Source organism: Pseudorhodoferax sp. Leaf265 (genome assembly GCF_001422365.1).
Lineage (GTDB): Bacteria > Pseudomonadota > Gammaproteobacteria > Burkholderiales > Burkholderiaceae_C > Pseudorhodoferax.
The window spans coordinates 483,794-500,276 of sequence record NZ_LMMT01000040.1 but is presented as its reverse complement, the minus strand read 5'-3'; the positions used below and the strand labels follow the sequence as shown (position 1 = coordinate 500,276).

The following is a 16,483-nucleotide window of genomic DNA, read 5'->3' as shown; positions in this document are numbered from 1 at the left end:
CAGGAGCGCGCAGACCCACAAAGGCTGATCACGCCCAGCAGGGCGGGGACCATGCCGTCTTGCGGTGCCCGCGCATACCTGCCAGCGCTCGCGCACATGTGGTTTCCCTCGTCGTCAAGCGTGACGTACATGAGCCCAGTCAATTCCCCGGCGATCGCCCGCAGTCGCAGGCGGTCAAGCTTTTCCACTACGTCGAGCTGATCGGCCCTCTTCGACAGCCCCAGCTCCAGCACTTGTCCCATGTGTCTGCCCCTCATCGTGTAATTCGCGAGGAATCGTATCCAAATGTTTCTGGATATCCAGTCGGGTTTCGTACGGTTCTGGGGTCAAGCGGCCAGCAATGGGCATGGAGTTGTCCGAAAGCAACGGCAGAAATTGACGTAGGTCAAGTTTTCTTAGGACGTCGGGATCGCTAAACATCACTCGGAGCAGTGTTCGCAACACGGTGGCCTGCTCTGCGTTCAGGCTGCTCGCCAATTCGCCCACCAATTGGCCCACATCCTCGACATATGCAGCGACGTATTCACTTGACAGGGCTGGCGGCTGCTGCGTGATGTGTCGCAAGGGAACCGGGCCGGTCGACTCAGCGCCGATGGCAAGGCGGGCCTCGGTCTCCTCCATTTCCCAGAAGCCTCTCGGCAAGCCGAACGCACGAACGCAGGCGGCCTGAATGTCGGGGCCGATGCCCTTAGCTCCCTTCTTGTCGCGTGGATAGAAGAGGCGCCGCACGTAGGTGGCGTCCTTGTTGATCTGGTCGGCCAAGCGCGTCGAATTGCCAGCGCAGTAGACCTGGCGAAGCAGTAGCAGCAACGCCTGAAAGCGCTCGTAGTTCTCCATTGCGTGATGGTGCCGAGGCACTACCTACAGGTAAACGACCCAGGGGTATTGACCAAGACAATACCTTGGGGTATCTTCTCGCCATGGACAACCTCAAGACTCGCATCCTGGGCATGAAGACCGAGGAGCGCGACCAACTCGCCAGTTCTGCCGGCACCACGCGCGGGCTGCTGAACCAGATCGCGTTCGGAGGAAAGCAGATCGAGCTGGGCCTCGCCGACTGCTTCGTCGCCCTCTTGCCGGGTCTCACGCTGGACGGGATTCCGCTCACCGAGCGCGCCCGACGTCAGGCCAAGGTCCGAGCATCCGCGAAGAGGCGTCGACCCGCGGTCGCCGAAGCAGAGCAGGGCGTCTGAGCTATGTGGTCCGCTGCCGCGTCCTGCGCCGTCTTCTCTTTCGCAGGCGCCTGCTGCGCCGTCAGCGAGAGGCCCACCGCTGCATGCGTTCTCGTCGGCGTTGCTGCCGACGCGCTGGTCTCGGGCCATCCATTCGGGTAACGCATCCAGTACGTGCACCCACTCACCAACCGAATCACAAGAACCCAGGGAGTTTGACAGATGGCCTACCGCAACCGTGACCTTGTCCGTGAGCCGCTCGCGTTGATTCGTGGCAGCTGCGACGAGCAGGAGGAGATGGATTTCCTCATCGAGGAATACGGCGGTGTTTCTCGGGCCGAGGCGTATCGGCTGGCTCTGCTGGACATGGCGCGGATGAAAAGACATGCGAGGAATTCTTTGTCGCCGTCCCGAATTGGCCAATCTCTTGACAAGAGCTCGTTCGGCGGACTCGTCGCGGCGTAGCGCCTTATCCATTCATTCAAGGTCGCAAATGAAGGCAGACAACGAGCAACACGACATCGCGACCGTATCCGGCGAAGGCTTTGATGCGCAAGACATTCAAGCTATCAAAGATGAAGCAACGCGGCTTGGCATCTCATTCGATGAGGCCTGCAAGCAGATTCTGCTCGAGCGCGCCCGCCAAATCCGCCGGACCCCTCGCATGAGCGTGCTCGGGAAACTGATCCGTAACTGTTCAGTTCATTAAGAGTTACTCAATAGTTACTCCGAGTGATTTTTCTCACGAAATCAGGAGGCCGCATGCACACGGACCTGTTCGGCTACACCCCCCCCCTGAGCCCATTCAAGGACATCCGCAATCAGCGCAGTGGCGTGGCCGAGGAGAAGGCCATGCTGTGTAAGCGCCTCAACGCGATGCTCCGCCGCATCCCGCAGTCCGTCGCGCACGGCTCCATTCAGAAAGTCCGCGACTACCAGGCCAGCCACAAGGCTGCCAAGAAGACGCTCGAGGACAAGCGCGCCAGCGTGCAGCAGCTGATGTCCGCCATCAACAGCATGGAGCGCTTCGAGTGAACCCCCTGCACCTCGTCCGCGCGACTGACCCGCTGTCGTCCATCCTGGCGGCAGAGCAGGTGCCCAACTTCGCCGAGCACCAACACCGGCAAATCCTGGCCGCTCTGGAATTTCTTTGCGCCGGCCCGCAGCTCGGAGCAACCGCGCGTGAGATTGCCGAGCACTCCGGCCTGACTATGGAGCAGGTGGCCAGGCGCATGCCGGATCTGAAGGCGGCGGGCAAGGCCGCGGTGCTGCAGTACGAAGGCGGCGACCTGATGCGTGGCCGCTGCCGCGTCTGGGCGCTGGCAAAGGCGGCCTTGTGAAGCGCCCCTCCTTCCAGTTCTACCCGGCCGATTGGACGACCGACCTGGCGCTGCGCCGCTGCTCTCCCGCGGCCCGCGGCGTGTGGATGGATGTGCTCTGCGCCCTCCACAACTCCGACGATCAGTATGGCCTGTTGCGCTGGCCCCTCAAGGAGATCGCCAGCACCATCGGTGCGTCGATGGCAGCAATGCGTGAGCTGGTGGAGAAGGGGGTTCTGAAGGGATCCGACAAGCGCATTGATGAGGCCTTGGTGTACGTTCCGAGGCACGGCCGCAAGGATGGCGAACCCGTCACTTTGATCGACACCCAAGCCGGCCCGCTTTGGTACTCCAAGCGCCTCGTGAAGGATGAATACATCCGCACCATTCGCGGCGAATCCTCGCGCTTCGTTGCTGCCGATGGTGACGGGGCAAAGGCAACACCAAAGACTGCACCAAAGCCCCCCTTTGGTGACGGCACTACATCTTCATCTTCATCTTCCCCTTCGGGTAATTCAGAAGCTGACGCTTCTGGCGGCAAGCCGCCGATGACCCACGACGAGATCATCTTCGGCTACGGGCTGGCCATGCTGGTCAACGCCGGCACCCCGGACAAGAACGCTCGATCGTTCCTCGGCGGACTGCGTAAGGCCCATGGCGACGAAGCCTTGATCGACAAGCTGCGCGACTGCGCCAAGGCCAAGGTGCTGCAGCCGCTCGAGTGGCTGGCTGCGGCCTTGCCGCCGGGTGGACACAAGGCCAAGCCAAGGCCTGAGCTCGTTTCCTTTGCCGAACAGGAGCGCCGGGCAGGTTGGGCGCGCTGGGAGGAGATGAGCGGGCAGCGCCACCCCGAGCTGGAGAGGCTCCGCAACGCGGGCGACGTGATCGACGTTCTGCCGGCCAACACCACCACGAGGATCGAACATGTCCCTGCCTAACAAGGCCATCGACCATCTTTTCCAGCGGCTGTCCGGCGTCTACATGGCCGCCTGGGATCGCGAACTTGGCAACTCGCCGTTGAACGACGTGAAGTCGGCCTGGGCGCACGAACTCGCGGAATTCGGCCGTTCGCATGAAGCCATGACCCGCATCGCCTGGGCGCTGGACAACCTGCCAGACCGCCCGCCGAGCGCGCCTGCGTTCAAGCGCTTGTGCCGCCAGGCGCCCGCGGCCGAGACGCCGCAGCTGCCGATGCCCAAGGCCGACCCGGAGCGCGTGAAGGCCGAGTTGGCGAAGATGGGGCATCTGCGCAAGCCCGCCGAGTCCAGCAGCGCCGGCTACCACAAGCAATGGGCGCACCGCATCCTGGGCCGCCATGCACAGGGCGACAAGATCCTTCCGTACACGCTCAAGTGCGCTCAGGATGCCGTGCGCTCGCACCTGCAGCCGGAGGTCGCTTGAGTGCCGCCGCCATGCCCAGCCTGCGAGCTTGTCGCACACAAGCCGCTGTGCGGCTCGTGCCGGATGCAGTGCCTGGAGTGCTGCACGCGCCTCGTGCTCAGCACGCACCCGGACAAGAACCTTGCCGAAGCCATGCTTGCGGCCATCGCGAGGGTGACGGGTTCGCCTTCTCGGGCGGACGTGCTTGCGTGCGTCGGCCAGACATTGACGAGACGCCGCTCAGCAGCGACGAAATCTGGCACGGCCTCGTGCGAGGCCTGATCGCGGAGGCCGCATGCTGACCGTCTCCATCCCACTGCGCACGACCAACGGCCAGAACGCGCGCGAGCACCACATGGCGCGCGCACGCCGCGTGAAGGCCGAGCGCAGCGCTGTCGGCTGGCTCATGCGCCGCCACAAGGCCCCGGTCGGCCCGGTAACGGTGCTGCTGCGTCGCGTGTCGCCGCCCGGCGCCACTGGCCGTTGGGTTCCTCTCGACGAGCACGACAACCTGCGGGGCGCGCTCAAGGCGCCGGTCGATGCCGTGGCCGCCTGGCTCGGCCGCGACGACGCCGACGCGTCCATTCAATGGAAGTACGCCCAGCGCCCGGGCGAAAAGGGCGAATGGGCTATCGAGATCGAGGTGACCGCATGAAAGTCCTGCTGGATCCGAAGTACGAGGAGCGCACCATCGTGTTGGACGCAACGCGCGCGGCCAAGATGGGCGATGCCGTCGAGAAGGCCTGCAGCCACGACCGAGGATCCTGGCAGCGCCAGTTCTGGCTGAACGCCTATGCCAGCGAAAAGCTCCGGGCCAAGTTGGAGGCCAAGCGGTCATGAAGGCCATCCTCATCAAGACTCCGAAGGGCCTGCGCGGCAGTACGCAGCTCGACCAGGACGCCTGGGCCAAATTCCGCCGCAAGCTGGAGACGATGCAGCCGGGCAAGTGGCTCCGCTTCGAGTGGTCCAGCCCGCGCAACGGCAAGCACCACCGCAAGCTGATGGCGCTGCTGCAACTGGTGGCCGAGAACAGCGAGGTCTACCCGACCGTCGAGAAGGCGCTGATCGCCGTCAAGCTGGTCACGGGCCACTTCGACCTCATGGTCGATCCGAAGACCGGCGAGATCGTCCAGATCCCCAAGTCCATCAGCTACGAGGCGATGGGCCAGGAGGACTTCGACTCCTGGTACAGCCAGGCCATCGACGGCGTGCTGCAGCACATCCTGGCCACCATGCCGCGCGAGACGGCCGAGCGGTTGCTGGACCACATTGTTGAGGGCTGGGCCTGATGCTCGCGGCCCGCAACCCCAGCAAGCGCGAGCAGCGCCGCCGCGACGAGCACGACGCTGAGAAGCAGCGCCGCAAGGATGGGCTCCGTGCTGCACTCGTGGCCACGCAGGGCAGAGCGGCCAGCATGGGCCCAGCCCAGCTGACCCCTGCCGCCAAGGACGTGCCGGCACGCAACCCGGCGCTACTGGAGATGGCCCAGGGCCGCCCGTGCCTGCTGATCGCCGTCCCGGACTGCCACGGCATGCGTGAGGACACCAGCACCACGGTGGCCTGCCACCAGAACCAGGGCAAGGGCACCAGCCAGAGGCGCCCGGACCAGTACAGCGTGTGGGGCTGCCGCGCCTGCCACACCTGGTACGACCAGTCCGGCGCGCCGCGCGAGACCAAGCGCGCCCGCTTCCTGACCGCCCACATCCGCCAGGTCGACCACTGGCGCTACATCGCCACCAGCAAGGCCGAGCCGGAGCGCGCCCGCCGTGCCGCGCAGTGGGCACTGGACCGGCTGAACGCGACGCCGGTGTTTGACCTGGAGGCCGCGCCTTGAACGCCGCCGTCATCGAACTCCGCGCCATGCGCGACGAGCTGCGCAGAGCCGGCCGCGGCATCGAAGCCATGGTCATCCAGCGGGCGGTCGACCGCCTGCTGCGCCGGATCGGCAAAGCCAACGCCTCGGGCGCAGCCGAAAGCACGCCGCCCGCCGCGCCAGAGGTGGTCGTAGTCCAGCAAGAGGGAGCCCGCATGCAAGAACCGAACGCCCAAGCCGTGTCGCCCATCCAGGCGCCAGAGGATGCCGACGACTTCGACAGCCCGGTCATCCGCACGCTGGTCGCGGCCGACGGCCTGCCCATCCCGCCCGCCGCCGCCAAGTCCCCGGCCTCCATCTTCCAGCTGGCAGACCGCCCGATCCGCGTGCGCGCGCCCAAGAACGAGGAGCCGATCAGCGCCTGCTACGCGCACCTGTCCGTAGCATCGGGCGTCACCAGGGTTGCCGGCGCGGCGTACCCGATCCGGTGGACGCAGGCCGACCACCAGCGCGAGGTCGAGCGGCGCCAGCGCCAGCGCCCGCCGCGGCCCACCAAGGGCGCGCGCACCAAGAGCAAGAAGCTCCGCAACCTGATCGGGGATGACGATGAAGCGTGAGGCCGCCAAGGCATTGCCGGGCCGGCCCCTACCGCCCGCCGAGCTGTTCGAGGGCGAGTACGCCGCCTTCGCTCCGGCGCCCGAGGTGCTGGAGTGGATCCAGGCCGAGGTGATCGCCGAGGACGGCCGCATCCACAACCCAGACCACATGCACCTGGAGGACTGCGGCCTACAGGTGCTGTGGGCCAGCAGCGGCTTCATCAAGCAGGGACGCACGGTCATCGGCCAGGCCGAGCAGGTCGCCTTCCGCTGCGGAGCCTGGCAGAAGGGCCGGCAGGAGCAGCAGATGCGCGCATGGTTCGGCGAGGTGCCCGCCTTCCTCATCACGCTGGACGCCCGCTACTGCGCCACGTGCACCGACGTCGAGTTCTGCGCGCTGGTCGAGCACGAGCTTTACCACCTCTCGCACAAGGCTGACCCGTTCGGCGCGCCGAGCTTCACCAAGGAGGGCGACCCCAAGATCGAGATCCGCGGCCACGACGTGGAGGAGTTCACCGGCGTGGTCCGGCGCTACGGCGTGGGCTCGCCCGACGGCAACCTCGCCCAGATGATCCGGGCCGCCCAGAAGTCGCCAGAGGTTGCGCCCATCCGCATCGCCCAGGCCTGCGGCACCTGCCTCCTGCGTGTTGCGTAATCCCGACAGGCCCCATACATGGCAAAACTCACTGAACCGATGAAGCTGGCGATCGTCCAGGCGCTGGCCTGCTACGACACGCCGTCCGAAGTGGCCGAGGCCGTAAAGGAGCAGTTCGGGGTGGTCATCACTCGCCAGCAGGTGGCTGGATACGACCCCACGAAGGGATCCTGTAAGGGGATGGCCAGGAAGCTGCGCGACGTGTTCGACCAGACCCGCAAGGCGTTCCTGGCCGACGTCTCGACCATCCCGATCGCACAGCAGGCCGTGCGCCTGCGTGCCCTCCAGCGGGAGTTCGAGCGGGCCAAGATGCGGGGCAACACGGCCATGGTGGCGCAGCTGCTCGAGCAGGCGGCAAAGGAATGCGGCGGCGTGCTGACCAACCGGCGCGAGCTGACCGGCAAGGGCGGCGGCCCGATCCAGCAGGCGAACCTGTCCTCTGAGGAGTTCGCGGAGGCGGCGCGCCGCATCGCCGCGGAAGTGTGAGGCGGGAGTTCACAGCCGGCGAGGCCCTGGCCGCCCAGGAGATGGCGCGCCAGGATCTGTACTTCTTCAGCCGCTGGATGTTCCTGCAGCGCAAGGGCTTCACCTGGCAGCGCGCGCGGCATCACAAGCTGATCTGCGACGCGCTGATGCGGGTCTACCGGGGCGAGTGCAAGCGGCTGATCATCAACATCCCGCCGCGGTACTCCAAGACCGAGCTGGCGGTCGTGAACTTCATCGCCTGGTGCATGGGCAAGGTGCCCGACTGCGAGTTCATCCACACCAGCTACTCCGGCGCGCTGGCGGTCAACAACAGCACTGCGGTGCGTGGCGTGGTGCAGCACGAGGCGTTCGGCGGCATCTTCCCTGGCCTGCAGTTGGCCAGCGACGCGCAACACCACTGGAAGTCCACCAAGGGCGGCGTGCTGTACGCCACGGGCACGGGCGGAACGATCACGGGGTTCGGCGCCGGGAAGCACCGCGAGGGGTTCGGCGGCGCCATCGTCATCGACGACCCGCACAAGGCCGACGAGGCCAGCTCGGATGTGATCCGCCAGGGCGTGATCGACTGGTTCCAGAACACCCTGGAGAGCCGCAAGAACAGCCCGGACACGCCCATCATCGTCATCATGCAGCGGCTGCACGAGAAGGACTTGGCCGGCTGGCTGCTGGGCGACCGCGGCAAGGATGGGACGGGGCCAGCGGTGGCTGGCGGCAATGGCGAAGTCTGGGAGAACCTGCGGCTGTCCGCCTGGAACGACGACGACACGCCGCTGTGGCCCGAGAAGCACAGCGCCGAAGACCTTCGCCGCATGGAGAGGGCCGCGCCGTACGTGTTCGCCGGCCAGTACCGGCAGCTGCCCGCGCCGCCCGAGGGTGGGGTGATCAAGCCGGACATGCTGGTCGAGGTCGACGCCGTGCCGCACAACGTGGTCGAGTGGTGCCGGGGCTGGGACTTGGGCGCCTCAGCTAAGGGCGACTTCACCGCAGGCGCGCGCATGGGCCGCCTGGCTGATGGCCGCTACGTCATCGCTGGAATGGTGCGCGAACAGTTCGAGACCAACAAGCGCGACACGCTGATCAAGACCACGGCCGACAACGACGGCCGCGGCCGCGTGAAGCAGTCACTGCCGCAAGACCCTGGCCAGGCCGGCAAGAGTCAGGTGCTGGCCTTTGCGCAACTGCTGGCCGGGCACGCCGTGCACTTCAGCCCCGAGACCGGCGACAAGGTCACGCGCGCGACACCGCTGGCAAGCCAGATCAACGCCGGCAACGTGCTGATCGTGAAGGGCGCATGGAACGACCCGTTCAAGGAGGAGTGCCGACTGTTCCCGAATGGCAGCTATGACGACCAGGTGGACGCGGCGTCGCGCTCGTTCAACCAGCTGCTGCATACTTCGGCCGGCATATTCACATAGGTCGGAAGATGGACAAGAAAGAAGAAAAAGAGGCGAAGGATTTCTCAACGGCTGCGCTGTGCATCGCATTGGGCTTCGCTCTCGGAGGGGTGCTATTCGTGCCAATCTCGAAGTTTTTGCCTGAAGCGTTTCAAACCTCAATCGAGGTGAATGGGCAGTTTGGAGACTTCATAGGCGGCCTGCTTAATCCCGTTATTGCCCTCTTGGCATTCGTCTGGCTGCGTAAAGGGGTAATCGCCCAGCGCGAAGAACTGTCGGCAACTAAAACGGCGCTGGATTCTTCAGCTACCGCCCAGTCAACTCAAGTCCAGATTGGTGCCGTGACAGCAATGCTTCAGGTGTTGACTGTGCGGATGAATGTGTTGGATACGAACCTGGACAGAATTCGTGGCGCGATGGAGAGAACTCAGCAACTCCAAGCTAGCGAGCCACGGGAGAACGTGCTAGGGGCAGCCATGAGGGGTGAGCAGACCTATTTGGAGAAAAAGCAGGCGCAGCTGCGTCGGGATTACCAACTCACTCAAGCCCGACTGATAGAGGCGCACGATCAGCAGGTTTTCTACTTTGACTTTCTAAAAACTCTGGCCCCGGAATTTGCAAAGCAGAAGGAAGACGAGAAGCAGAAGCCGTCTGAGGGGCATGCTCCCTAGCATGGGCGCATGCCCGATCAGCTCGCCGTCAACACCTACGAACTAGCCCGCGCCCGCGAGGACTTCGCTCGGGCCTTCGGCGCACTGGACGCCAAGCGCCCGACGGCCTGGGCGCAGTACGGTTACCCCGAGCACATTAGCTTTCCGCAGTACCTGCAGGCCTACTCGCGCGGCGGCCCCGGCCACGGCGCCGTGCACCGGCTGCTCGACAAGTGCTGGCAGGGCAACCCTCGCATCAAGTCGCCGACCAGCGACGAGGAGACGCCGTGGGAAGTCGGCGTCAAGAAGCTGCTGGACGGCATCCTGGCCTGGAAGAAGTTCAAGGATCTGGACCGCCGCAACATGGTCGGGCGCTACGCCGCGCTGATCTACCGTGTCGGCGACGGGAAGGCGCTGCGTGAGCCCATGGAGACGGCGCAGCGCCTTGTCAACATCGTCCCGCTGTACGAGGACCAGATCAAGGTCACGCAGTGGCACAACGATCCGAACCAGGAGAACTTCGGCCAGCCGGCCATGTTCCAGTACCGGATGCGCAGCCCTAGTAATCTGGCCATCGATACGCAGGGCCGGCCGGACGAGTGGGCGGATGTGCACCCAAGCCGCGTGCAGATCCTGGCCGAGGGCAGCGCGGGCGACATGTTCGACGGCGTGCCGCTGCTGCAGGCCGGCTTCAACGACCTGGTCGACCTGGAGAAGATCACGGGCGGCTCGGCCGAGAGCTTCCTGAAGAACTCGGCCCGCACGCTGGTTTTCGAGTACGAGAAGGACGCGGCAGTCTCCACCATCGCCCAGCCCGGCGCCGACGGCACGCCGGCCAAGACCGTCCGGCAGGTGCACAGCGACCAGACGCGCGAGCTGAACCGCAACCAGGACAGCAGCATCGTCATCCAGGGCGGCAAGGCCAACACGCTGCAGACGTCGATCAGCGACCCGCGCGGGGCGTTCGAGGTGGCCGCGTGCTCGTTCGCGGCCTCGGTCCAGATCCCGTTCACGATCCTGTTCGGCCAGCAGACTGGGCGCCTGGCTAGCGACGAGGACAAGGAAGACATGGCCGCCCGGTGCACCGCGCGGCAGAAGAACGAGCTGACGCCCATGCTGACCGAGTTCGTCGCGCGCATGCAGGCGGCTGGGATCATCGAGAAGGGCGAGTTCGAGATCGAGTGGCCGGCCGTCAATGCCCCCAGCGACAAGGACAAACAGGAGATCCTGGAGAAGGCCACGTCCTCCATGCAGAAGGCCTTCCAGGCTGGGCTGACCGAGCCGCTGTTCGACGCCAACGAACTGCGCGCCATCGTGGAGTACGAGCCGCGCGCCGATGACGGCATGCCGGAAGAGGGCGACCCCGAGGAAGACGCGCAAGCTGACCCGGACGCCCAGCGCCAGGCCAAAGCGCAGAAGGGCGCCGCGCCATGAGGATCAGTCGGGACAAGTCGCACCCTGCGTTCAATTCGCGATGCAGAGGCTCGCGTGTGCTGCTCGACGGTGTCGAGCAAACCGGCGTGCTCACGGCCGACGAGGAGCGGGGTTACATCGTCCGCTACTGCAGGGACGCGGCGGGAAGATTCTTCCTCAACGAAGACCGCACGGAGGTCGTGCGCGAGCAGGTCTCCGGCGCGGTCCGCGTCGACCTGCCGGCGCGGTTCTGGGCGTGACGCCGGTCCGCACGCCGAACCCGATCGTTCCCGGCACGACGCGGGACCGCACCGGCGCCGCCGGCATCCTGCACCGTGCGGTGGCGGACATCAACGCCCGCTTCCGAGGCCTGCAGGTGGATGTCCTGGCCATCTTCTCGCGCGTGCCGATCTACGCCGCCAACGACGTCGGCGACATCACGCTGTACGGCCTCACGCCGGAGCAGATGCAGGCCATCTCGGCCGAACTGCTGGCGGCCGTCGAGCGCTGGATCGCATCCGGCCGCGACCCGGCCTACAGCTTCTGGTGGGGCGCCTACGACCAACAGGCCGCGCAGCTCGGCGCAGCGCAGAGCGCTGCCAACCTGGCCAACCTGTCGGCCTCCTACGCGGCCAGCCGGTCGCTCGAGCAGATCATCTACAGCACGCCTTACAAAACCCGCCTGGGCATGGCGCAGGTGCGCAGCTACGAGTACTGGACGGGCCTGGCTGTCGCTCAGAAGACCGAGCTGGCCCAGATCATCGGCCGCGCCGTGGTGGACGGCAAGAACCCGAAGGCCGTGCGGACCGAGATCATGGAGCGCCTGGGCGTGGGCCGCGCGCGCGCCGCGCTCTACGCGCAGACCGACATCACCAACACGCTGCGCGAGGCGCGCCAGGCCGAGGCCGACTACGCCGAGGCCGAGCTGGGGCTGAAGACCGGCCTGTTGTGGACGTCGGCCCTGCTGCCCACAACGCGCGCGTGGCATGCGTCGCGCAACGGCAAGGTCTACACGACCGATGAGGTGCGGGACTTCTACTCCAAGAACGGCAACCGCTTCCGGTGCCACTGCGCGCAGACCGAGTGCCTGCTGGACGCCGAAGGCAAGCCCATCCTGACGAAGAAGCTGAAGTCCACGATGGCCAACGAGTTGGCCGCCTGGAAGAGGGCGAACCCGGAATAGTCGGTCGGAGGCAGATGCTGCGCAGCCTTCTCCGCAGCCTCTGCGGCGGCCTGCTCGGCGGCCAAGCGCTTCTCCTTGGTCACGTACGCGCCAAGTATCTGGAAGGCGGTGTCGTCGTGGTCCGGGATCACGGGGGGCTGCGGTGACGGCGTCATCCCGGCAGTGTAAGTGGCCTCCCTAGCATGGCTCGCATGTCCAAACGCGTCCACATCCTCTCGGCCGTCAACGCTGCCAACGTCAGCAAGGAAGGATCGATCTACACGATCCGAGACGTGTGCGGCGCCGTCGACGACATTGTCATGAACCGCCGCCTGTACCCGGCTGATCAGCTGGCGGCCGGCGCTCTCACGTTGGAGGGCAAGCCGGCACCGGCCGGCCATCCGAAGAACGCGGCGGGCCAGCACATCAGCGCGCTCAACGGCGAGGCCCTGGCCAACGCATGGATTGGCAGCTATGTGCGCAACGCGCGCCACGCCGCCGGCCGCACGCTGGTCGACGTGGTCGTGAACGAGGCGCAGGCCCGCGCGCACCCCGACGGGGCAAAGCTGATCGAGCGCCTGGACGCGGCCATCGCCGGAACCAATTCCGAGCCGATCCACGTGTCCACCGGTTTGATGCTGGACGAGATCAAGGCCAACGGCGAAAGCCACGGCAAGGCCTACGACACGATCGCCACGAACCTGCGCTACGACCACCTGGCCATTCTGCTGAACGAGCAGGGCGCGGGCACGCCTCAGGAGGGTGTTGGCATGTTCCTGAACAGCGCCGGCCAGCCAGAGGAGGTCGAGACCGTCACGGTCAACGCTGGCCCCGAGGACAAGCGCCACGCCGGCCTCATGGGGCTGATTCGCAAGCTGATCACGAATGGCGGCGACGTCTCGTTCGACCAGATCGTCGATGGCATCCGCCTGCTGTTGCCCAAGGACGCCTACCCCCGCGAGGTGTTCCAGCGCTACGTGGTGTGGGCCGACTACTCCACCGACAAGCTGTTCCGCCAGGACTATGCGGTCGGTTCTGACGGCTCCGTAGCATTTATTTCTGACCCCGTCGAGGTCACTCGAAAGGTCGAGTACGAGCCCGTCACCAACACGCAAAAGGACGATCCAGTGAAAGAACAAATCCTCGCCGCGCTGAATGCAGCAGGCATCCACACGGCAGGCCTGGACGACCCCCAGCTGCTGACCGCCTACAACTCGCTCGTGGCCAAGCCGCACCAGGACGCGCTCACGGCCACGAACAGCAAACTCGCCGCCCTGGAGCTTGCGGCCAACGCCACGAAGGACGCAGAGCTGACAGCCCTGGCGACCGAGCTGGCCGCCAACACCTCGCTCAAGCCCGAGGACTTCAAGGCCATGGGCCTGGAGCGCTGCAAGGAGCTCAAGGCCAACGCCAAGGCCGCGCCTGTCGTTGTCGGCACGACCACTGCCACGAACGCCGCCGCCGAGTTCGAAGGCTACGACCTCAACGCGCTGTAAGGAGCACGATCCATGAACCGCATCTTCCGCAGCGGCAGCGGCGTCCCGCGCCCCCGCACCATCTCCGACAAGACCGTCTCGGGCGCACTGCTGCCCGGCACCTTCGTCCAGATCGGCGCCACCCAGCTGACGCAGGCAACCTCCGCCAGCGGTGGCCGTCTGGCCATCCTGGGTGACCGCGACTTCTACAGCACGCAAGGTGTCGGCACGAACACCGATCCCCTGATGACGCCCTACGCCTCGGGCGAAACGGGCATCGCCTACCTGCCCAAGCCCGACGACGAGTTCGCCGTCGCCTTGGCTGCCGGCACCTACACCACCGGTCAAGAGCTGACGGTCGGTGCTGCCGGCCGCCTGACCGCCGCTGCGTCCGGCGGCATCGTCGTCGCCCACTACGACCAGGGGGGCAAGACCGTCATCGCTGGCGAGCTGGCCGACGTGGTCATCGCCAACTTCTACACCAAGGCCTGACATGCTGAAGTTCACCCAGACCCAAACGGCCACGATCATGGCCGCGCGCGCCGCCTTCAACGAGCGCGCGGCCGCCATGGCCGCCAACTCGGCTGGCGTGATCGAGGGCAACTCGCTCGCGATCCCGCTGGACGCGTGGCGTCGCATCGACACGCGCGCGCAGCTGCTGGCGCGCACCCGCCTGCCGATCTTCAACCGCCTGGCCCAAGCCAACACCATCCCGGTCAGCATCGCCGACCTGGTGAACTTCTACCCGCGCGTCGGCGACAGCGGCGAGGTGCTGGTGTCGATGGACGGCCGCAATGCTGCCAAGGCCGATGCGCCTGCGCTGGACTACGCCGGCACGCCCGTGCCGATTCTCACGTCCAACTCGCGTCTGGGCTGGCGTCAGATGGAGGTCATGCGCAAGGGCGGCAGCATGCTGGACACCACGGCCATCGGCAACAACCAGCGGAAGATCGCCGAGAAGATGGAAGACATGGTCCTGAACGGCCTGTCCTCGATCAACGTCGGCGGCAACACCATCTACGGCCTGCGCAACCTGCCGGCGCGCAACACCTTCGTCCACGGCTTCGACCTGGCGTCGGCCACGGGTGCGCAGTGGCTGTCGGTCGTGAAGGCGGCCATCGCCCAGGCCATGGGTGACAACCAATACGGCCAGATCACGCTGTTCGTGAACCAGGGCGACTACACCGCCGCTGACACGACCGACTACGCGGCCAACTACCCCGGCACGATCCTGACCCGCCTGAAGACCATCGGCCAGCTGAAAGAGATCATCCCGGCCTCCTCGCTGCCGATCAACGAGGTCATCGGCATCGTCGACCTGGACGCGGGCGAGTGGGGCGGCATCCTGTCCGCGATGCCGCTGGCCACGCGGCCCAAGACCCGCATCGAGCCGGAAGACGACTACGTGTTCGGCGTGATCGCCGCGGCTGCTCCGCAGTTCCGCAGCGACTATGCCGGCCAGTCGGCCTTCATCCACGGCACCAAGGCCTAAGGACGGGCGCCATGCTGTACGAGATCAAGGCGCTCAAGGCGCCCTGGCCGGCCGGCGCCAAGGTCGGCGACGTTGTGGAGATGCCCAGCGTGCCGACCTGGGCTGTGGGCAAGTGCACCCCCGCCCCGGAGGGTGCCGACGCCACCGTCGAGTTCGTCGAGCCCGTCGCTGGCGATGGCGTGAATCGCCCGCTGGAGTCGGAGAACGACCAGGCCATCCGTGCCGTCGAGCACTTCCGCGCCCAGGCGCAGGAGGCGATTCGCCGCGCCGAAGAAGCCCACGCTCTGGAACTGGCCGAGCTGCAGGCCGAGTTGGACGCAGCCACCGCAGGGGCGGCCGACCTCCGCGCCAAACTGGATGCATCGGAAGCGCGAGCCGCATCCCTTCAGACCAAGCTCGACGAGGCCGAGAGCGACGAGGGCAAGGCGGCCGCCGCACTCAAGGAGGCCGAGCAGCAGGCCGCCACCGAGCGCGCCGCATCCGAGGCAAAGGCCAAGGGCAAGAAGTGATCACGAGCACGCAGGCGCAGCAGTACCTGGATCAGGCGCTTGGCGTCAGCGTGCCGTCCTTCATCGTCGATGCCGCGGTTGCCCAGGTGGCCGCGGCAGAGCAGGCCATGGTCGATGCCGGCTACAGCGAGCAGAAGCGTCTGCTAGTGCAGACCTACGCCGTCGCGCTCATTGCCTCGGCCGGCGCACCGCGCCGCATCCAGTCCCAAGGAGCGCCATCCGGCGCGTCCCGCTCGTTCAAGAACCAGGACGACGCGATGACGCAGCTGCGTCGCTCGCTGGCCAGCCTGGACACCGCGGGCACCGTCGCGGGCCTCATCGGTCCAGATCCCGCGTCTAACACCCTATTCATGGTCGTTTGTTGACGGCCGCCGGAGAACTTAATGCCGATTCTGAGCGCAGGCGCCCACGCAGACGTGGTGCTAGCCGTCGGGGAGGTGCTACGCGTTAGCACTGCCGGCGTGGCCACTGTGGCCGCCTCCTACGGCGCGCCGGCCGGCACCACGACGGTGACCGCCAACACCCAGGACTTCGGGCCCTATTCGGTCCCAGCCAAGCTCGCTCTCACCGCGGTGAGCGGGTCCAGCAACTACTCGATGCCGGGCCAGTTCCCTGTCACTTACGACCCGTCGACGGGCGTATTCAACCCGCCCATCAGTCCGGAGGTCACAGTGCAACCCATCCGAACAGGGAGTTCCGTCGCCGCGCAGTCCGACGCGGGGACCATCATCCCCGTCTCTGGGGCGGCCAGCTACCGCATTGATGCGGGACTGATCGGCTTCAGCGCGCAGCTGCTTCGGCACGACGCTGGCACGCTCACGGTGCAATCTGGCGCTGGCGTCACGCTGTTCCACGGCGGCGTTTCGATCTCCTCGCTGAGCGTCACGCTCAAGGGCCAGTGGATCCTGTTGATGCCAGGCGCGGCGGCGAATGAGTTCTACCTGACGCGCTACGTGGGGGGCTGAGC

At 66.2% G+C, this 16,483-nt stretch carries 26 protein-coding genes; 25 read left to right on the top strand and 1 reads right to left on the bottom strand.

The annotated features are described in order from the left end of the window. Positions 1–174 precede the first annotated feature (174 nt). Entirely contained in the window at positions 175–837 is a 663-nt protein-coding gene (locus ASF45_RS35750; RefSeq protein WP_156473288.1) for a hypothetical protein, read from the bottom strand. Positions 838–920: 83 nt separating this feature from the next. On the opposite strand from ASF45_RS35750, the gene ASF45_RS33730 reads away from it, so the two are divergent. From ASF45_RS33730 to ASF45_RS33615, 25 genes are all read left to right on the top strand, one after another. Continuing rightward, positions 921–1,193 carry a hypothetical protein gene (locus ASF45_RS33730; protein WP_056674171.1) on the top strand — a complete coding sequence of 91 codons (273 nt, stop codon included), beginning with the start codon at positions 921–923 and terminating at the stop codon, positions 1,191–1,193. A 201-nt stretch (positions 1,194–1,394) separates the two neighbouring features. Beyond that, entirely contained in the window at positions 1,395–1,637 is a 243-nt protein-coding gene (locus tag ASF45_RS33725) for a hypothetical protein (protein ID WP_056674168.1), read from the top strand. Between the two features lie 28 nt (positions 1,638–1,665). After that, a complete protein-coding gene (locus tag ASF45_RS35745; RefSeq protein ID WP_156473287.1) occupies positions 1,666–1,881 on the top strand; it encodes a hypothetical protein in 216 nt (71 codons plus the stop codon). A gap of 53 nt (positions 1,882–1,934) precedes the next feature. Continuing rightward, positions 1,935–2,207: a hypothetical protein gene (locus ASF45_RS33720; protein WP_056674165.1), complete on the top strand. Its 273-nt coding sequence runs from the start codon at positions 1,935–1,937 to the stop codon at positions 2,205–2,207. Next, positions 2,204–2,512, top strand: coding sequence for a hypothetical protein (locus tag ASF45_RS33715; RefSeq protein ID WP_056674162.1), 309 nt, complete (start codon positions 2,204–2,206; stop codon positions 2,510–2,512). Before ASF45_RS33720 ends, ASF45_RS33715 begins: the two co-directional genes overlap by 4 nt. Beyond that, positions 2,509–3,429 carry a hypothetical protein gene (locus ASF45_RS36775; protein ID WP_235581109.1) on the top strand — a complete coding sequence of 307 codons (921 nt, stop codon included), beginning with the start codon at positions 2,509–2,511 and terminating at the stop codon, positions 3,427–3,429. The genes ASF45_RS33715 and ASF45_RS36775 overlap by 4 nt, the downstream gene beginning before the upstream one ends. Beyond that, a complete protein-coding gene (locus ASF45_RS33705; RefSeq protein WP_056674158.1) occupies positions 3,416–3,892 on the top strand; it encodes a hypothetical protein in 477 nt (158 codons plus the stop codon). The genes ASF45_RS36775 and ASF45_RS33705 overlap by 14 nt, the downstream gene beginning before the upstream one ends. A gap of 274 nt (positions 3,893–4,166) precedes the next feature. Next, the gene (locus ASF45_RS33700) at positions 4,167–4,526 is read left to right on the top strand and encodes a hypothetical protein (RefSeq protein WP_056674154.1); all 360 of its coding nucleotides are present in this window, start codon (positions 4,167–4,169) and stop codon (positions 4,524–4,526) included. Then, positions 4,523–4,711 (top strand): hypothetical protein, encoded by a 189-nt coding sequence (locus tag ASF45_RS33695; protein ID WP_056674152.1) that lies wholly within the window; start codon positions 4,523–4,525, stop codon positions 4,709–4,711. The genes ASF45_RS33700 and ASF45_RS33695 overlap by 4 nt, the downstream gene beginning before the upstream one ends. Next, positions 4,708–5,160 carry a DUF1367 family protein gene (locus tag ASF45_RS33690; RefSeq protein WP_056674148.1) on the top strand — a complete coding sequence of 151 codons (453 nt, stop codon included), beginning with the start codon at positions 4,708–4,710 and terminating at the stop codon, positions 5,158–5,160. The genes ASF45_RS33695 and ASF45_RS33690 overlap by 4 nt, the downstream gene beginning before the upstream one ends. Next, positions 5,160–5,705: a DUF1364 family protein gene (locus ASF45_RS33685; protein WP_056674145.1), complete on the top strand. Its 546-nt coding sequence runs from the start codon at positions 5,160–5,162 to the stop codon at positions 5,703–5,705. Before ASF45_RS33690 ends, ASF45_RS33685 begins: the two co-directional genes overlap by 1 nt. Then, entirely contained in the window at positions 5,702–6,301 is a 600-nt protein-coding gene (locus tag ASF45_RS33680; RefSeq protein WP_056674142.1) for a hypothetical protein, read from the top strand. Before ASF45_RS33685 ends, ASF45_RS33680 begins: the two co-directional genes overlap by 4 nt. Continuing rightward, positions 6,291–6,935 carry a putative metallopeptidase gene (locus ASF45_RS33675; RefSeq protein WP_056674139.1) on the top strand — a complete coding sequence of 215 codons (645 nt, stop codon included), beginning with the start codon at positions 6,291–6,293 and terminating at the stop codon, positions 6,933–6,935. Before ASF45_RS33680 ends, ASF45_RS33675 begins: the two co-directional genes overlap by 11 nt. An 18-nt stretch (positions 6,936–6,953) precedes the next feature. Further along, positions 6,954–7,421: a DUF2280 domain-containing protein gene (locus tag ASF45_RS33670; RefSeq protein ID WP_056674136.1), complete on the top strand. Its 468-nt coding sequence runs from the start codon at positions 6,954–6,956 to the stop codon at positions 7,419–7,421. Further along, positions 7,418–8,836, top strand: coding sequence for a phage terminase large subunit (terL, locus tag ASF45_RS33665; RefSeq protein ID WP_235581105.1), 1,419 nt, complete (start codon positions 7,418–7,420; stop codon positions 8,834–8,836). Before ASF45_RS33670 ends, terL begins: the two co-directional genes overlap by 4 nt. Before the next feature lie 8 nt (positions 8,837–8,844). Beyond that, on the top strand, positions 8,845–9,486 hold the full coding sequence (locus ASF45_RS33660) for a hypothetical protein (protein ID WP_056674132.1): 642 nt from the start codon (positions 8,845–8,847) through the stop codon (positions 9,484–9,486). Positions 9,487–9,495: 9 nt separating this feature from the next. Then, a complete protein-coding gene (locus ASF45_RS33655) occupies positions 9,496–10,899 on the top strand; it encodes an anti-CBASS protein Acb1 family protein (RefSeq protein WP_056674129.1) in 1,404 nt (467 codons plus the stop codon). Between the two features lie 56 nt (positions 10,900–10,955). Continuing rightward, positions 10,956–11,138, top strand: coding sequence for a hypothetical protein (locus ASF45_RS36770; protein WP_056674126.1), 183 nt, complete (start codon positions 10,956–10,958; stop codon positions 11,136–11,138). Next, positions 11,135–12,061: a phage minor head protein gene (locus ASF45_RS33645; RefSeq protein ID WP_056674122.1), complete on the top strand. Its 927-nt coding sequence runs from the start codon at positions 11,135–11,137 to the stop codon at positions 12,059–12,061. The genes ASF45_RS36770 and ASF45_RS33645 overlap by 4 nt, the downstream gene beginning before the upstream one ends. Positions 12,062–12,252: 191 nt before the next feature. Then, complete coding sequence (locus ASF45_RS36765; protein ID WP_056674119.1) at positions 12,253–13,536, top strand: hypothetical protein; 1,284 nt, start codon at positions 12,253–12,255, stop codon at positions 13,534–13,536. A gap of 12 nt (positions 13,537–13,548) precedes the next feature. Further along, positions 13,549–14,007, top strand: a complete 459-nt coding sequence (locus ASF45_RS33635; RefSeq protein WP_056674116.1) for a hypothetical protein — start codon at positions 13,549–13,551, stop codon at positions 14,005–14,007. 1 nt (position 14,008) lies between these two features. Beyond that, a complete protein-coding gene (locus ASF45_RS33630; protein WP_056674114.1) occupies positions 14,009–15,007 on the top strand; it encodes a major capsid protein in 999 nt (332 codons plus the stop codon). 11 nt (positions 15,008–15,018) lie between these two features. After that, on the top strand, positions 15,019–15,516 hold the full coding sequence (locus ASF45_RS33625; protein ID WP_056674111.1) for a hypothetical protein: 498 nt from the start codon (positions 15,019–15,021) through the stop codon (positions 15,514–15,516). After that, positions 15,513–15,881, top strand: a complete 369-nt coding sequence (locus ASF45_RS33620) for a hypothetical protein (protein WP_056674108.1) — start codon at positions 15,513–15,515, stop codon at positions 15,879–15,881. Before ASF45_RS33625 ends, ASF45_RS33620 begins: the two co-directional genes overlap by 4 nt. Before the next feature lie 18 nt (positions 15,882–15,899). Next, positions 15,900–16,481: a hypothetical protein gene (locus tag ASF45_RS33615; RefSeq protein ID WP_056674105.1), complete on the top strand. Its 582-nt coding sequence runs from the start codon at positions 15,900–15,902 to the stop codon at positions 16,479–16,481. Positions 16,482–16,483 lie beyond the last annotated feature (2 nt).

Coding starts and splice junctions, on each gene's coding strand:
- ASF45_RS35750 (WP_156473288.1), bottom strand. CDS start 837: ATGGAGAACTACGAGCGCTTTCAGGCGTTGCTGCTACTGCTTCGCCAG.
- ASF45_RS33730 (WP_056674171.1), top strand. CDS start 921: ATGGACAACCTCAAGACTCGCATCCTGGGCATGAAGACCGAGGAGCGC.
- ASF45_RS33725 (WP_056674168.1), top strand. CDS start 1,395: ATGGCCTACCGCAACCGTGACCTTGTCCGTGAGCCGCTCGCGTTGATT.
- ASF45_RS35745 (WP_156473287.1), top strand. CDS start 1,666: ATGAAGGCAGACAACGAGCAACACGACATCGCGACCGTATCCGGCGAA.
- ASF45_RS33720 (WP_056674165.1), top strand. CDS start 1,935: ATGCACACGGACCTGTTCGGCTACACCCCCCCCCTGAGCCCATTCAAG.
- ASF45_RS33705 (WP_056674158.1), top strand. CDS start 3,416: ATGTCCCTGCCTAACAAGGCCATCGACCATCTTTTCCAGCGGCTGTCC.
- ASF45_RS33700 (WP_056674154.1), top strand. CDS start 4,167: ATGCTGACCGTCTCCATCCCACTGCGCACGACCAACGGCCAGAACGCG.
- ASF45_RS33695 (WP_056674152.1), top strand. CDS start 4,523: ATGAAAGTCCTGCTGGATCCGAAGTACGAGGAGCGCACCATCGTGTTG.
- ASF45_RS33690 (WP_056674148.1), top strand. CDS start 4,708: ATGAAGGCCATCCTCATCAAGACTCCGAAGGGCCTGCGCGGCAGTACG.
- ASF45_RS33685 (WP_056674145.1), top strand. CDS start 5,160: ATGCTCGCGGCCCGCAACCCCAGCAAGCGCGAGCAGCGCCGCCGCGAC.
- ASF45_RS33675 (WP_056674139.1), top strand. CDS start 6,291: ATGAAGCGTGAGGCCGCCAAGGCATTGCCGGGCCGGCCCCTACCGCCC.
- ASF45_RS33670 (WP_056674136.1), top strand. CDS start 6,954: ATGGCAAAACTCACTGAACCGATGAAGCTGGCGATCGTCCAGGCGCTG.
- ASF45_RS33660 (WP_056674132.1), top strand. CDS start 8,845: ATGGACAAGAAAGAAGAAAAAGAGGCGAAGGATTTCTCAACGGCTGCG.
- ASF45_RS33655 (WP_056674129.1), top strand. CDS start 9,496: ATGCCCGATCAGCTCGCCGTCAACACCTACGAACTAGCCCGCGCCCGC.
- ASF45_RS36765 (WP_056674119.1), top strand. CDS start 12,253: ATGTCCAAACGCGTCCACATCCTCTCGGCCGTCAACGCTGCCAACGTC.
- ASF45_RS33635 (WP_056674116.1), top strand. CDS start 13,549: ATGAACCGCATCTTCCGCAGCGGCAGCGGCGTCCCGCGCCCCCGCACC.
- ASF45_RS33630 (WP_056674114.1), top strand. CDS start 14,009: ATGCTGAAGTTCACCCAGACCCAAACGGCCACGATCATGGCCGCGCGC.
- ASF45_RS33625 (WP_056674111.1), top strand. CDS start 15,019: ATGCTGTACGAGATCAAGGCGCTCAAGGCGCCCTGGCCGGCCGGCGCC.
- ASF45_RS33615 (WP_056674105.1), top strand. CDS start 15,900: ATGCCGATTCTGAGCGCAGGCGCCCACGCAGACGTGGTGCTAGCCGTC.